Raw genomic sequence first — 14,376 nt, 5'->3', positions numbered from 1 at the left:
GGCGGTCGGCAGGGGAACAAGCCTTAGCGCGGCTTGCGGAACTTCAGGACGAAGCGGTCGGAGAAATCGCCCGGCTCCTGGCCCGGCGAGCTGGTGTGCTTGTCCTCGGGGTTGGCCAGGACATTGCTCTGGGTCTCGAGGGTGAAGCCGGCGGCCAGGACCTCGGCCTTCACCGCCTCGACGTCGATACGGTGCAGGGTGCTGGTGGCCGAGACGCCCGTGCCCGGAGCGTTGTGGTCGGTAATGAAGTAGACGCCGCCCGGCTTGAGGGCCGCGAAGACGGCCTTGTTCACGGCCGCGGTGTCGCCGCCGTTGTTCTTGAAATCGTGGTAGTTTTCGGTGGTCCACACCACGTCGAGCGGCTCCGGCGCCTTGAGCTCGACATAGTTCGGCACCTGGCTCAGGACGACGTTCGGATTGGCGGTCAGCAACGCCTGGTAGGCCGGCGAAGCGGGACGCGAGTTGAAAGCGTAGACCTTGCCGGTGGGGCCGACCACCTTGGCCAGAATCTTGGAGTAGTAGCCGCCGCCGGGGGCGAGTTCGCCCACCTTGTCGCCGGCCTTCACACCGGCGACGGCGACGACCTGGGCCGGCTTGCGGCCTTCGTCACGGGCCTTTTCGGCGTCGGTGCGGCCGGCGTCGGCGACGGCGGCCGTGACCGCCGCGGACGGCGACTGGGCGTACGAAAGAGTGGAGAGGCTGGCGGTGGCCAAGAGGCCGGCGGCCAGGGCGATGGCGATGCGCATTCGAGGCGCTCCCTGAGGTTCTTCCCTGCCGGCAGCTTTAACGAGAAACCGGCGGGGCGCCATAGCTTATGGTTATAAGCGCGACGGATCGGCCTCACATGTTCGGGTAGTTCGGCCCGCCGCCGCCCTCGGGCGTCGTCCACACGATGTTCTGCGACGGGTCCTTGATATCGCACGTTTTACAGTGGACGCAGTTCTGGGCGTTGATCTGGAACCGCGGATTGGCGCCCGCCGCGTCGTAGAGCACCTCGTACACCCCGGCCGGGCAGTAGAGCCGCGCGGGCTCGCCATATTTCGGCAGGTTGACGTCGATCGGGACCGACGGGTCCTTCAGCTTCAGGTGCGCCGGCTGGTCTTCCTCGTGGTTGGTGGCCGACAGGAAGACGCTGGAGAGCTTGTCGAACGACAGCTTGCCGTCCGGGCGCGGGTAGACGATCGGCTTGAAGTCCTTAGCGAGGCCCGTGGAGGCGGCGTCGGTCTTGCCGTGCTTCAGGCTGCCGAGGAACGAAAAGCCCCCGAGCAGAGTGGTGCACCACATGTCGACGCCGCCGAGCAGGACGCCGAGGACGGTGCCGAACTTCGACCACAGCGGTTTGACGTTGCGGACGCGCTTGAGGTCGCTGGCGATCCACGAGGTCTCGACACCCTTCTGGTAGGCGACGAGCCGGTCGCCCGAGCGGCCCTCGGCGATGGCGGCCACCACCGCCTCGGCGGCGAGCATGCCGCTCTTCATCGCATTGTGGCTGCCCTTGATGCGCGGCACGTTCACGAACCCGGCCGAGCAGCCGATCAGGGCGCCGCCCGGAAAGGTCAGCTCGGGGACCGACTGGTAGCCGCCCTCGGTGATGGCGCGGGCCCCGTAGGCGATGCGCTCGCCGCCTTCGAGGTGGGGCGCGATCGAGGGGTGGTGCTTGAAGCGCTGGAACTCGTCGAAGGGCGAGAGCCAGGGGTTGGCGTAGTTGAGGTGGACGACGTAGCCGATGGCCACCTGGTTGTCGTCGAAGTGGTAGAGGAAGCTGCCGCCGCCGGTCTTGTTGTCCAGCGGCCAGCCGAACGAGTGCTGGACGAGGCCGCGTCGGAAGTTGGCGCCCGGAACGCGCCAGATCTCCTTGATGCCGATGCCGAACTTCTGCGGCTCGCAGGCCTTGTCGAGTTCGTACCGGGCGATGATCTGCTTGGCCAAGGAGCCGCGCACGCCCTCGGCGATCAGCACATACTTGCCGTGCAGTTCGAGCCCCGGCTGGTAATCGCCCTTGTGATGACCGTCCTTGGCGATGCCGAACACGCCGGCGACGACGCCCTTGAACCCGCCCGCCTCATCGTAGACCGCCTCGGAGGCGGCCATGCCGGGGTAGACCTCGACGCCGAGGGCCTCGGCCTGCTCGGCCAGCCAGCGGCAGAGGTTGGCGAGGGAGCCGATGTAGCAGCCGTGATTGCTCATCAACGGCGGCATCGGCAGCCAGGAAATGTTGAGTTCGCCCTGCGGGCCGAGGGCGAGGAAACGATCCTTGGTGACCGGTGTGGTCAGGGGCGCGCCCCGCTCCTTCCAGTCGGGGAACAGTTCGCTTAGGCCCTTGGGGTCGATCACCGCGCCGGAGAGAATATGGGCGCCGACCTCGGAGCCCTTCTCGACCACCGCGACGGTCAGGTCGGCGTTGAGCTGCTTCAGACGGATGGCGGCCGAAAGCCCGGCTGGACCGGCGCCGACGATGACCACGTCGTATTCCATGGCCTCGCGTTCAACGCCGTCACTCATCTGCCCGCCTTTCGAGTCCCTACTGGCGCCATGGTTACGCCGCCACGCGGCCGATGACGAGAGTCGTCGCGGAGGTGGCGGCGACGCGGGCGCCACGGCATACTGGCGACGATGACCGCCGCCGATCCCCAGGCCGACCTGAAGGCCGTCGAAAGCCTGCTCGCCTTCTGGGCCGAGGCGGGGGTCGACGCGGCCTATGCGGATGCGCCCATCGACCGGGTGGCCGAGGGCAAGGCGCGACTGACGGCGCGGCCGGCGCCGGCGCCGCCGCCTTCCCCCGTCGGTCGCGGACGCGTCGCCGCGCCGGCGCCCGACATCGCCGCCGGCCTGGCCGAGGCCCGCGCCCTGGCGGAGGCGGCCGGCGACCTGGAAGCCCTGGCCAACGCCATCGCGGCCTTCGATGGCTGCGGGCTGAAGCGTGAGGGCGCGACCCAGGCGGTGTTCGCGCGGGGCAATCCGAACGCCGAGCTGATGATCATCGGCGAAGGCCCGGGCGCCGACGAGGATCGCCAGGGCAAGCCGTTCGTCGGCCGCGCCGGCCAACTGCTTGATCGGATGCTGAAAGCGGCCGGGCTGGAAGATCGCGTCTTCATCACCAACACCGTGTTCTGGCGGCCGCCGGGGAACCGCACCCCGACGGCGGCGGAGCAGGCGGTCTGCGCGCCGTTCGTGGAGCGGGCCATCGAACTGGTGAAGCCGCAGATGTTGATGTTCGCCGGCGGCGCCTCGGCCAAGGCGATGCTCAAGGTCGACGAGGGAATCCTGTCGCTGCGCGGGCGCTGGTTCGACTGGAAGGCGGAAAACGGCGATGGCCACGCCCTGCCCGCCTTGCCGACGCTGCATCCGGCCTTCCTCCTGCGACAACCTGCCGCCAAGAAGAAGGCGTGGGCGGACCTGCTGACCCTGACCGAGAGGCTTGATCGCCCCTCCCGGCCCCACTAGGACTCGCCTCTTCGTCGGGATGGGACTGCGCGGGTTCGCCGCGCAGGCGAACATTTTGAAGCTTGCCGCCGCCCTCACCGCCGCCGTCGCCGTTTTGGCGCTTGGCCGGCCCGCGCTCGCCGCCGATCTCCCGGCGCCGCTGAGCGCGGCCGACATCAAGCTCTACAGCCAGGCGTACGAGGCGGCCGACAAGGGCGAGTTCGCGACGATGGACGACCGCCTCGCCAAGGTGAGCGATCCAACGCTGGCCGGCAGCCTGGACTATGCGCGGCTCATGCACCCGCGCCACAGCGCGACCTACGCCGAGCTGACGAATTGGCTCAAGGAGCACGGCGACGAAGCGGGAGCCGACCGCATCCACGCCCTGGCGGTGCGCCGCAAGCCGAGCGGCGTCGCGGCCCCGAAGACGCCGCTGTTCGTCGCCGCCCTCGCCGCCGCCGACAAGGCCGAGGCGAGCCCGAAGGTCTCGACCAAAAAGGGCGGCAAGGCTCGCAAGGTCAACACCGCCCAGGCCGCCCGAGACGCATACTATTCCGGCGACGTCCGCCGCGCCCTGACCCTGGCCTCCGCCGCCGGGGAACGCTGGATCGCCGGGCTGGCCGCCTTCCGCCTGTCGCGCCCGGCCGACGCCTTCGGCTATTTCCGCGCCGTCGCCGACAACAACAGCGAGGATCCGTGGCTGCGGTCGGCCGCCGCCTACTGGGCCGCGCGGTCGGGCGGCGTCGCGGGCCTGCCCGACGCGACCGACTACCTGCGCGTCGCCGCCCAGGCGCCACACACCTTCTACGGCATGATCGCCGAGCGGCAGTTGGCGCTGCAGGCCGCGAGCGTGGCCGCCCCCCTTCTGCAGCCGGCGCTGAACCTCGGATCGGATCCGATCGCCGACCTGATCACCCGGGCGTCGATGCGGACGCCCGCCGCTGTTCCGACCTCGATGGTCGCCCTGCCGACCGATGCGCGCGCCCACCGCGCCGAAGCCCTGTTCCAGCTCGGCCACAAGGACGAAGCCCGGGCCGAGGCCAAGATCGGCATGGCCCTAGCCAAGACCGACAGCGCGCGGGAGCGCTGGCAAGCGCTGGCCGAGGCCTTCGACCCGCCGGGGGCGAAGCCCGCGACCTTCGCCCCCGCCTCGGCGACGCCGCGCCTGCTTCCCGCCATGCAGACGTCGCCGGTGTCCCTGCCCACGCCGGAGTTGACCCCGATGGGCGGCTTCACCATCAACAAGGCCATGGTCTACGCCCTGGTCCGCCAGGAGAGCGCGTTCAACCCGCTGGCCCAATCCGGCGCCGGCGCCGTCGGCCTGATGCAGCTGATGCCGGAAGCGGCCGCCCGGGCGGCTGGCGACGACAAGTTGAAGGCGGACGTGACACCGCTGTTCGACCCGGCGTTCAACCTGCGGGTTGGGCAGGACTACTTCACCTGGCTGATGGAGCGTGGTCTCGCGGCGGGCGCCGGCGGCGGCTACGACATGCTGCGGACGGTGGCGGCCTACAACGGCGGACCGAGCGTGCTGCTGAAGACGGTCGCCCAGCTCGGCGAGGACTGCGACAGCCTGCTGCTGATCGAAAGCCTGCCGGCGCAGGAAACCCGCAACTATGTCGAGCGAGTGGCGGCGGCCTACTGGCAGTATCGCCGAATGTTCGGGGGTGAGACGAGGACGCTGGACGCCCTGGCGACCGGCGAGAAGCTGGCCGATTTCCGCCTGGATGACGGCATCCTGGCCAGCAGCCTGACCTACAGCCTGGCGGGCAGCTAGAGGCGGGCGATCCGGCCGAGTCGCTTGACGAGATCGACCTCGGCCGCCGGAACGTCGCGAAAGCCGCCGGCGGCGTCATAGGCCGTTCGGGGCAGAAGCAGGCCGCGCGGCCGCCCTGACAGCCCTTCCAACAAACGGCCTGCGAAACGGGCCGGGCCGCCCTTGTTGAAGTGCGCCTCGACGCGCGGACGCCAGTCGACGGGCAGCGCCGCCGGGACGAGCAGCCATGGGGCGCGGGCCGGAGCGGCCGCGGCGGCCAGGCGACGGCCCAGGGAGCCTTGACCGGAGACGAGCTCGGCCCCGGCGTCCTCGGCGAGGAGCGTCAGGATCGGCTCATCCGTCACCGAGACCACGACCTGGCGGACCAGACCGTCGACGGCGGAAGGCACCAGGGCTTCGAGCGTTTCCGCCAGGGCCTTGGGATCGTCGGCGGCGAGCAGCACGGTGAGCATGCCGCGCTTCAAGCCTCGCCATGGTCCGGGGTCAAGCGCCCGCCTCGAGCCGCGACAGCTTCTCCGGGTTTCGCATCACATAGATGGCGGCGATGCCGCCATCCTCGACGAGGAAGGCGGTGGTCTGCAGCAGACCGTCGGGCTCGCGGGTGACGAAGCCCGGCAGGCCATTGATCAGGCCGTAGCGCACCAGTTCAGACCCGCCCAGGCGCAGGAACACCCGGTCGTAGAGGGCGGCGTGGACCGTCATGACGTCGTCGACGCCCACCAACGTGCGATAGAAGGCCGAGCGCAGGCCGCCGCCGTCGGTGTACATGGCCACATCCTCGGCCAGCAGCGCCTGGAGGCTGGACATGTCGCCCGTGCGGGAGGCGGCGAAGAAGGCCTCGGCGATCTGCATGCCGCGCTCCGGCGGGGTAGGGAAACGCGGTCGGGCGGCGCGCACGTGGGTGCGGGCGCGGCTGGCGAGCTGACGGCAAGCGGCAGGCTCGCGATCCAAGGTCTCGGCGATTTCCTCGAACGAGACGCCGAACACGTCGTGCAGCAGGAAGGCGGCGCGTTCGAGCGGCGACAGGCGGTCGAGGGCCAGCATCAGCGGCAGGGTGATATCGTCAGCCATCATCTCGGCCTCCTGTTCGGCCTCGACGACCGGTTCGGGAAGCCAAGGGCCGACATAAACCTCGCGCTTGCGGCGGGCCGACTTCAGCACATCAAGGCAGAGCCGGGTGACGGTGCGGGCGAGATAGGCCGCCGGTTCCTCCACCGCCGCCCGGTCGGCGGCGTGCCAGCGCAGGAACGCCTCCTGCACCACGTCCTCGGCGTCGGCGAGCGAGCCGAGCATGCGGTAGGCGATGCGGGTGAGCTTCGGCCGCAGGGGATCGAAGCTGAGAGCGGCGTCCTGCGCGGGCATCGGATCAAGCCGCCTTGGCTGGAGCGGCCTTCATCGGCGGACGCCGAAAGCCGACGCCGATCCGATTGAACCCGTTGATGACGTTGATCAGCATGGTCAACTGAACGACCTCGGCGTCGCTGAACTCGGCGGTGACGGCGGCATAGGCCTCATCCGGCACGCCGGTTTCAAGAAGCTTGGTCAAGGCGTCGGTCCAGGCCAGGGCGGCGCGCTCTCGAGGCGTGTAGATTTCCGCTTCGCGCCAAGCGTCCAGGAGATACAGCCGCTCCTCGCGCTCACCATGCGCGCGGGCCTCCTGGGTATGCATGTGCAGACACATGGCGCAGCCGTTGATCTGAGAAGCGCGGGTGGTGATCAGGTGCTTGAGCGTGAGGTCGAGGCCGTCGTTCCCGGCCATCGCGTAGTCGACCAGGCGCTGCATCTCGGCGGGGGCGGCGATCCAGGGGTTCAGGCGGCTCATCGTGCATCTCCTTTGCGGGTTGATGCAGCCAAGACGAGGAGCCTGCGCGCCGTGTGACACGAGGCCGCGAATTTTCTTCAGCCGGGCGCCCGCTGCGTCCATGCGTCGAGGTCCGGCTCTTCGGCCATCATGGCGAGGCCGGTGGCGATGGACACCAGTTCGCCGCCGGACTCGACCTTACCTTCGCCGAAGCGCTCGACGAACAGGCGGCGGACGGCGGGGACGAAGGACGTGCCGCCGGTGAGGAAGACCTTGTCGATCTCGCCCGGACCCAAGCGGGCGGCGGCCAGGGCCTGGTCGACAGCGCCGGCCATGGCGGCGAGCTCGGGGGCGATCCAGCCCTCGAAGGTGGCGCGTTCCACTTCGCGTTCGATGACGATGCCGCCTTCGCGGAATGCGAACATCGCCGTCTCGGCGCCGGACAGGGCTTCCTTCAGCCGCGAGACGGACTGGTAGAGGCGATAGCCGTAATTCTCGTCGAGCAGCTCGACGAGGCGGGCGATCTTTTCCGGCTCCAGAGCGGAGCGCACGAGGCTCTCGATCTCACGCATGGTCTTGGCGGTGCGCAGTAGGGCCAGCTGCTCCCAGCGGGCGAAGGCGCTGTAGTAGCGGTTGGGGATCGGTAGAATCTTCTCGAACGACCGGTACTCCGAGCCCTTGCCGAGGGCTGGCGAGACCAGATGGTCAATGATGCGGTAGTCGAAGGCGTCCCCCGCCAGGCCGACGCCGGCGTTCCCCAGCGCCGTGGACTTCAGGAGGCCGCCGCGGCGCTCGAAGCGGACGATGGAAAAGTCGGAGGTGCCGCCGCCGAAGTCGGCGACCAGGACGGTGGCGTCGGCCTTGAGCTGGCGGGCGAAGAAGAAGGCCGCGGCGACGGGCTCGTAGGCGTAGAGAACTTCCGTGAAGCCGAGGCGGGCGAACGCGTCCTGATATCGGGTCAGGGCCAGGCGTTCGTCGGGCGAACTGCCCACGAAGGTGACCGGACGGCCGACGACGACGCGGGGCGGCAGGTCGTCCAGCGCGCCCTCGGCATGGTCGCGCAGTTTCAGCAGAAAGGCCGAGAGCAGATCCTCGAACGTGAAGCGGCGGTTCAAGACCCGGGTTTCGGTGAACAGGGCGCTGGCGGCGTAGGATTTGAACGACTGGATGAACCGCGTGCCCGCCGGATCCTCGATGTAAGCGTCGATGGCGAAGGGGCCGGCCTCGATGGTCCGCCCCGACGCCGTCGCGGCGTTCTCGTAGAACGACAGGGCCGAACGGAAAGCGAAGATGCGATCGTCACCGACCGGGAAGTCGACCAGACCCGCTCCGCCCTTCCCGTCGCCGCGCGCGACGACGGTGTTGGTGGTGCCGAAATCGATGCCGATCGTCTGCATGGGAGCCGGGGCGGAATGAGAGGGGCGCGGCTTCTAACCCAGGCTCGACCGAAAGGCCAAATGTTCTTGTTATGTTCCAATGGGGGCGTTACGAAATCCCCATGGCCCTCCCACCCAATGGCCGCGGCGCGCGGTCCAATATCTCCAGTCGTTACGAAGCCCGGCAGCGCGAAAGCTTCGACGACGGCTGGACGCCTGAGGATGTCGATCCGCCCAAGCTGACCACCACGGTCAGTGCGATGAAGTCGAAGACGGTGATCGCGCGCAACGACAGCCCGGACATCGGCTTCGACAAGTCGATCAATCCATACCGGGGGTGCGAGCACGGCTGCATTTACTGCTACGCGCGGCCAGCCCACGCATATCTGGGCCTCTCGCCCGGGCTCGATTTCGAAAGCCGCCTCTACTTCAAGCCGGAGGCCGGGACGCTGCTGGAGAAGGAGCTTTCCAACCCGCGCTACAAGCCCTCGACCATCCATATCGGCGGCGACACCGATCCCTACCAGCCGGTGGAACGGACGTTGCGGGTGACGCGGGCGGTGATCGAGACGCTGAGCCGGTTTCGGCACCCGTTTTCGATCATCACCAAGTCGGCGCTGATCACGCGGGACATCGACCTGATGGGTCCGATGGCGGCCGAGGGGCTGGTGCACGCCTCGGTCTCGATCACCAGCCTGGACCGAAGGCTGGCGCGCAGCATGGAGCCGCGCGCGGCGACGCCCGAGCGGCGGCTGGACGCCGTGCGGCGCCTGGCGGCGGCGGGGATTCCGACCAATGTGATGTTCGCGCCGATCATCCCCGGCCTGAACGATCACGAGATGGAGGGGGTATTGCAGCGGGCGGCCGAGGCCGGTGCGATGTCGGCGCACTATGTGCTGCTGCGCCTGCCGCTGGAGATCAAGGACCTGTTCGCCGAGTGGCTGGAGACCGATCACCCGGATCGCGCCCGAAGGGTGATGAGCCTCGTGCGGCAGACACGCGGCGGAGCGGCCTATCAGAGCGAGTTCGGCAAGCGCATGCGCGGCGAAGGCCCGGTGGCCGACCTGATCGCCGAACGCTTCAAGAAGGCTCGCAAGCGGTTCGGGCTCGACCGCCGTTCCCCACCCTACGACCTGACCAAATTCCGCGTGCCGCCCAAGGCGGGCGACCAGATGGGGCTGTTCTGAGGCCCGCTCGCCTCCCACGAAGGGAGACGAGCGGATCGCCCGCAGGCGTGGACGCCGTCAGATCACGCCGAACGCCCGCATAGCCTCGGCGACACGCACGAAACCGGCGATGTTGGCGCCCAGAACGTAATCGCCGGGCGCGCCATATTCGTCGGCGGTTTCGGCGCAGCGGTCATGAATGCCGCGCATGATGGCGGCCAGCCGCGTCTCGGTCTGCTCGAACGTCCAGCTGTCGCGCGAAGCGTTCTGCTGCATCTCCAGCGCCGAAGTCGCGACGCCGCCGGCGTTTGCGGCCTTACCGGGCGCGAACAGGACGCCCGCCGCCTGGAAGATTTTCACAGCCTCCGGGGTGCTCGGCATGTTGGCGCCCTCCCCGACCGCGACCACACCATTGGCCACCAGCGTCTTGGCGTCCCTGCCGGTCAGCTCGTTCTGGGTCGCCGACGGCATCGCAACCTCGCAGGGCACGTTCCAAATCGAACCACCCTCGATGTAGCGGGCAACGCCGCCCTTACGCTCCACGTAGTCGGAAATCCGCCCGCGACGGACTTCCTTGATGTCTTTCACCAACTCGAGGTCGATGCCGTCCTCGTCCACGACATAGCCGTTCGAATCCGAACAGGCGACCACTCGCCCGCCGAGTTGCTGCATCTTCTCGATCGTATAGATGGCGACGTTGCCCGAGCCCGAGACCACGACGCGCCGGCCGTCGAGGCTTTCGTTTCGGCGCTCGAGCATGCTCTCGACGAAGTACACCGCCCCATAGCCGGTCGCCTCGCGGCGGGCCTGAGAACCACCATAGACCAGCCCCTTGCCCGTCAACACCCCCGCCTCGTAGCGGTTGGAGAGACGCTTGAACTGACCGAACATATAGCCGATCTCGCGTCCGCCGACGCCGATGTCGCCGGCTGGCACATCGGTGTATTCGCCGATGTGACGATGCAGCTCGGTCATGAACGACTGGCAGAAGCGCATGATCTCGCCATCGGAACGCCCGCGGGGATTGAAGTCGGAGCCGCCCTTGCCGCCACCGATCGGCATGCCGGTCAGCGCATTCTTGAAGGTCTGTTCGAAACCGAGGAACTTGATGATCCCCAGGTTCACCGAGGGGTGGAAACGGATACCGCCCTTGTAGGGACCGAGCGCCGAATTGAACTGCACGCGAAAGCCGCGGTTGATCTGGACCTGGTTGTGATCGTTGACCCACGGCACGCGGAAAATGATCTGCCGTTCAGGCTCACAAATCCGCTCGATCAGCGCATTCTCCGCGTAGTCCGGGTGTTTGGCCACCACCCGGCCCAGGCTTTCAAGAACTTCGCGCGCGGCTTGGTGGAACTCGTCCTCGCCGGCGTTGCGGCGCAGGACCTCGGCCAGGACGGCCTCCAGCTTCTCGTCGATACTCACAAAATGCCCCCAAAACAGACAGCAACGCTTAAAAATCGGGCAGTTCTATGCGAGGACGGCGCGGCTATGCCAGGGAGAACACCTCACGTCACTGTGAAGGTAACCGGAGCCACGTCCGGTCAGCGCGAGAAGACGCCGACCAGCTCGACGTGAGGCGACCACAGGAACTGGTCGATGGGCAGCACGCGGTCGAGGCGGAAACCGGCGTCGATGAGCACGCGGGCGTCGCGGGCGAAGGTGGCGGGATTGCAGGACACGCCCACGACGCGACCGACCCTGGAAGCGGCGATCTGCTCGGTCTGTTCGACGGCGCCGGCGCGCGGCGGGTCGAAGACGACGACATCGGTCTTGTTCAGTTCGGAGGCGAGCACCGGACGGCGGGCCAGATCGCGCGCCTCGGCGGTGATGGTCTTGAGCCCCGGGGCGGCGCCGGCGGCGCTGGTCAGGGCGGCGATGGCGGGGGCGGCGCTGTCGGCGGCGTGAACCGGGGCGATCTCGGCCAGGCGGAAGGTGAAGGCGCCGACGCCGCAGAACAGATCGGCGATGCGGCGGGCGCCGGCGGCGGCCTCGACGGCGAAGGCCGTCATCACGGCTTCCGCTTCGGGCACAGCCTGCAGGAACGCCCCCGGGGGCAGCGACACGACCGCCTGGCCAATCTTCACGATGGCCTGACGCTGCATATAGACCGCCTCGCCCCCGAGGGTGACGCGCGCCATGTCGGCGGCCTGGGCGACCTCGGCCATCTGCAGGCGGGCGTCGGCCGACAGACCGCCGCTACGGCGCTCGACGCCGGTGATGTCGACATCGAGGCCGGTGGCTGTCCAGGTGACATGCAGGGTCGGAGCCGACTTGGCGTTTTCGAACAAGGGCGCGGCCAGGCGGCGGAGGGCGGGGAAGGCGGCGACGAGGCGCGGGTCGGAGATCGGGCAGACGTCGATCTCGGCCAGACGCCACGACTTGCGGGCCTTGAAGCCGATCACAGCAGCGTCGCGCCCTCCCTTGCGGGCATGCAACGCGAGGCGGCGGCGTGAAGCCGGCGGCGAGGCGAAGGGCGCGAGGATTTCGGTCTCGATCCGTTCGCGGGACAAGGCCGAGCGAACCTGATCGGCCTTCCAGGCGAGGTAGGGCGCGTGATCCCAGTGTTGCACGGCGCAGCCGCCGCAGTCGCCGAAGTGCGGGCATGGCGGGGCGACGCGTTCCGCGCTGGGGGCCAGCACCTCGATGAGTTCGCCGCGCGGACCGTCGAAGGCGGCTCGCACGCGCTCGCCGCCCAAGGTCAGGGGCACGAACAGCGGGCCGCCGTCATCGTTGGCGACGACGCCGTCGCCTTGGGCGCCGACGCCTCGAATTTCGACCTCGCGCGGCGGGCCGAGCTTGGGCTCGGAGGGCTGCGGCGGACGGGCTTGGGGGCGGTGCGGGCGCTGCGCCATGGCGGAACTTTCCTTTCGGCTCAGCCATTACCGGCGGCGAAGCGGGGGCAGTAGCACGGCTCGCGCCATTGAAAATGAACGAAGATGAACACCCCGCTCAACAGGCGTTCAGGATTGGCTGCCTAGGGTTGGGGTGCAACGTTGCCAGCGGTCTCCGGCGCCGTTTAGAGGAGCGACTATCCCTGGACAGGCGCCGGCCCCGATTAGGCCTCAGAGTTTTTCTAGCTTAGACTTCCATACTCCAAGGGGAGGCATCTCATGACCATCCGTTCGAACCTGGCCAAGGGGCTGCTCGGCGTGGCCGCCACCATGGCGACGCTGACCGCCGCCGGCGCCGTGCAGGCGCAGGCCTACGGCGGAGCCTATGACCAGCGCGGCTACGCCTACGACCCGTGCGCCCGCGACACCACGACCCGCGGCACCACCGGCGGCCTCGCCGGCGCGGCCCTGGGCGCGGCGATCGGCGGCAGCGTGGCGGCCGGCGGCGCCAAGACCGAAGGCGCCGTGCTCGGCGGCCTGCTCGGCGCCGTGGCCGGCAACCGGATCGGCAACGCCTCGGCGGCCTGCGCCCCCGGCTATTCCAGCACCCCGGCCTACTCCGGCGCTCCCGCCCCGAGCTACTACGCGCCGGAGCCCCCGCCGCCGCCTCCCCCGCCGCCGAGCGCCTACTACCAGGCTCCGGCCTACGGCGCCTCGGGCGGCGCCTACGCCCAAGGCAGCTACTATGACCCCTGCCAGCGTGACCGCACCACGCGCGGCACCACCGGCGGCCTTGCCGGCGCAGCCATCGGCGCCCTGGCCGGCGGCAATGTCGCGGCCCGCAACGCCCGCACCGAAGGCGCCGTGCTCGGCGCCCTCGCCGGCGCCGCTCTCGGCTCGAAAGTCGGCCGCGACGGCGCGGCCTGCGCCCCGGGCGCTTCGGTTCCGCCGCCGGCCTACGGCTATCAAGGCGGCTACGAGCAGCCCTACGCTCAGGGCGGCTACCAGAGCTACGACAGCCGCTATCCTCGCGACCGTCGTGACGATGGCTACACCTACGCCCCCGTCGCCGACGCCCGCCCCGACGTGAACGGCTGCACCTTGGCCGAGAGCCCGATCTACCTGCCGGACGGCCGCACCCAGAAGCGCTTCGTGCGCGTCTGCCCGGACGCCAACGGCCGCTTCCAAGTCGTCGACTAGCCGTTCAGCACTGCTGACATGAAGGAGCCGCCGATGCGCAAGCGTCGGCGGCTTTTCGTGGGTGTCAGCCGGACTTCCGCGCCCACACGAGGTGTTCGATGGCCCCCTCTCCGCCCAGAATTGGGCTCTCGGTCTCGGCCTGCACCGACCAGCCGGAGGCGGCGAGGAAGGCGAGGACGCCGTCAACGGCCCGGCGGCGCGCGGCGGGATCCTTCACCAGGCCGCCCTTGCCGATGTGCTCGCGGCCGAGTTCGAACTGCGGCTTGATGAGGGCGACGAGATCGGCGCCCGGGGCGGCCAGGGCGAGGGCGGCGGGCAGCGCCTTGGCGAGGGCGATGAAGCTGACGTCGGAGACGACGATCTGCGGAGCTTGGGAGATCAGTTCTGAGGTCAGCTGGCGCGCATCGACGCCCGACAGATTGGTGACGCGGGCGTCAGAACCGATCCTAGCATGCAACTGGTCGTGCCCGACGTCCACCGCGTATACGTGCGAAATCCCCTTGGACAGAAGGACTTCGGTGAATCCGCCGGTGGACGCGCCGACATCGAGACCGATCCGGCCCTCGACGGGGATCGGCCAAAGGCTTAGGGCGTGATCGAGTTTGAGGGCGCCGCGGCCGACCCAGGGATGGGCCGCCTCGGCGCGGATGTCGGCCGCCTCGTCGAGCGTCTCGGACGCCTTGGCGACCGGCCTGCCGTCGGCGAAGACGCCCCCGGCCGCGATGGCGGCCTGGGCTTTGGCGCGGCTGTCGAACAGGCCGCGCGCCACCAGCAGGAGGTCGGCGCGCTGGCGGCCCAT

General features: G+C 69.1%; 13 protein-coding genes. 4 read left to right on the top strand and 9 right to left on the bottom strand.

What is annotated here, in order from left to right; all coding sequences use genetic code 11:
* Positions 1–23 precede the first annotated feature (23 nt).
* A complete protein-coding gene (locus ACFLIT_RS05960; protein ID WP_479910284.1) occupies positions 24–746 on the bottom strand; it encodes a class I SAM-dependent methyltransferase in 723 nt (240 codons plus the stop codon).
* Between the two features lie 94 nt (positions 747–840).
* A complete protein-coding gene (locus ACFLIT_RS05955) occupies positions 841–2,502 on the bottom strand; it encodes an electron transfer flavoprotein-ubiquinone oxidoreductase (protein WP_479910283.1) in 1,662 nt (553 codons plus the stop codon).
* A 111-nt stretch (positions 2,503–2,613) separates the two neighbouring features.
* On the opposite strand from ACFLIT_RS05955, the gene ACFLIT_RS05950 reads away from it, so the two are divergent.
* On the top strand, positions 2,614–3,444 hold the full coding sequence (locus ACFLIT_RS05950; protein ID WP_479910282.1) for a uracil-DNA glycosylase: 831 nt from the start codon (positions 2,614–2,616) through the stop codon (positions 3,442–3,444).
* A 55-nt stretch (positions 3,445–3,499) separates the two neighbouring features.
* Positions 3,500–5,200: a lytic transglycosylase domain-containing protein gene (locus tag ACFLIT_RS05945; protein WP_479910281.1), complete on the top strand. Its 1,701-nt coding sequence runs from the start codon at positions 3,500–3,502 to the stop codon at positions 5,198–5,200.
* Here ACFLIT_RS05945 and ACFLIT_RS05940 read toward each other — a convergent pair.
* The 4 genes from ACFLIT_RS05940 to ACFLIT_RS05925 form a co-directional block, all read right to left on the bottom strand.
* Complete coding sequence (locus ACFLIT_RS05940; protein WP_479910280.1) at positions 5,197–5,652, bottom strand: hypothetical protein; 456 nt, start codon at positions 5,650–5,652, stop codon at positions 5,197–5,199. The two genes, ACFLIT_RS05945 and ACFLIT_RS05940, sit on opposite strands and share 4 nt — an antisense overlap.
* A 31-nt stretch (positions 5,653–5,683) precedes the next feature.
* The gene (locus ACFLIT_RS05935; RefSeq protein ID WP_479910279.1) at positions 5,684–6,562 is read right to left on the bottom strand and encodes a sigma-70 family RNA polymerase sigma factor; all 879 of its coding nucleotides are present in this window, start codon (positions 6,560–6,562) and stop codon (positions 5,684–5,686) included.
* Positions 6,563–6,566: 4 nt separating this feature from the next.
* On the bottom strand, positions 6,567–7,022 hold the full coding sequence (locus ACFLIT_RS05930) for a carboxymuconolactone decarboxylase family protein (RefSeq protein WP_479910278.1): 456 nt from the start codon (positions 7,020–7,022) through the stop codon (positions 6,567–6,569).
* Between the two features lie 77 nt (positions 7,023–7,099).
* Positions 7,100–8,398, bottom strand: a complete 1,299-nt coding sequence (locus tag ACFLIT_RS05925; protein WP_479910277.1) for an Hsp70 family protein — start codon at positions 8,396–8,398, stop codon at positions 7,100–7,102.
* Positions 8,399–8,499: 101 nt separating this feature from the next.
* Here ACFLIT_RS05925 and ACFLIT_RS05920 point away from each other — a divergent pair, with 101 nt between their 5' ends.
* Positions 8,500–9,564, top strand: a complete 1,065-nt coding sequence (locus ACFLIT_RS05920; RefSeq protein WP_479910276.1) for a PA0069 family radical SAM protein — start codon at positions 8,500–8,502, stop codon at positions 9,562–9,564.
* A 57-nt stretch (positions 9,565–9,621) separates the two neighbouring features.
* Here the strand turns inward: ACFLIT_RS05920 and gdhA are convergent, their stop codons facing one another.
* Both gdhA and ACFLIT_RS05910 read right to left on the bottom strand, forming a co-directional pair.
* Positions 9,622–10,968, bottom strand: a complete 1,347-nt coding sequence (gene gdhA / locus ACFLIT_RS05915) for an NADP-specific glutamate dehydrogenase (protein ID WP_479910275.1) — start codon at positions 10,966–10,968, stop codon at positions 9,622–9,624.
* A gap of 119 nt (positions 10,969–11,087) precedes the next feature.
* Positions 11,088–12,398: a class I SAM-dependent RNA methyltransferase gene (locus ACFLIT_RS05910; protein ID WP_479910274.1), complete on the bottom strand. Its 1,311-nt coding sequence runs from the start codon at positions 12,396–12,398 to the stop codon at positions 11,088–11,090.
* Between the two features lie 258 nt (positions 12,399–12,656).
* Between ACFLIT_RS05910 and ACFLIT_RS05905 the strand changes: the two genes are divergently transcribed.
* On the top strand, positions 12,657–13,577 hold the full coding sequence (locus ACFLIT_RS05905; protein ID WP_479910273.1) for a glycine zipper 2TM domain-containing protein: 921 nt from the start codon (positions 12,657–12,659) through the stop codon (positions 13,575–13,577).
* A gap of 64 nt (positions 13,578–13,641) precedes the next feature.
* Here ACFLIT_RS05905 and ACFLIT_RS05900 read toward each other — a convergent pair whose 3' ends face one another.
* Positions 13,642–14,376 (bottom strand): TlyA family RNA methyltransferase, encoded by a 735-nt coding sequence (locus ACFLIT_RS05900; protein ID WP_479910272.1) that lies wholly within the window; start codon positions 14,374–14,376, stop codon positions 13,642–13,644.

It is taken from the genome of Caulobacter sp. HJHS_5, assembly GCF_056683955.1.
Note: the sequence above shows the minus strand (reverse complement) of the source record. Positions and strands in the feature narration are given on the sequence as shown.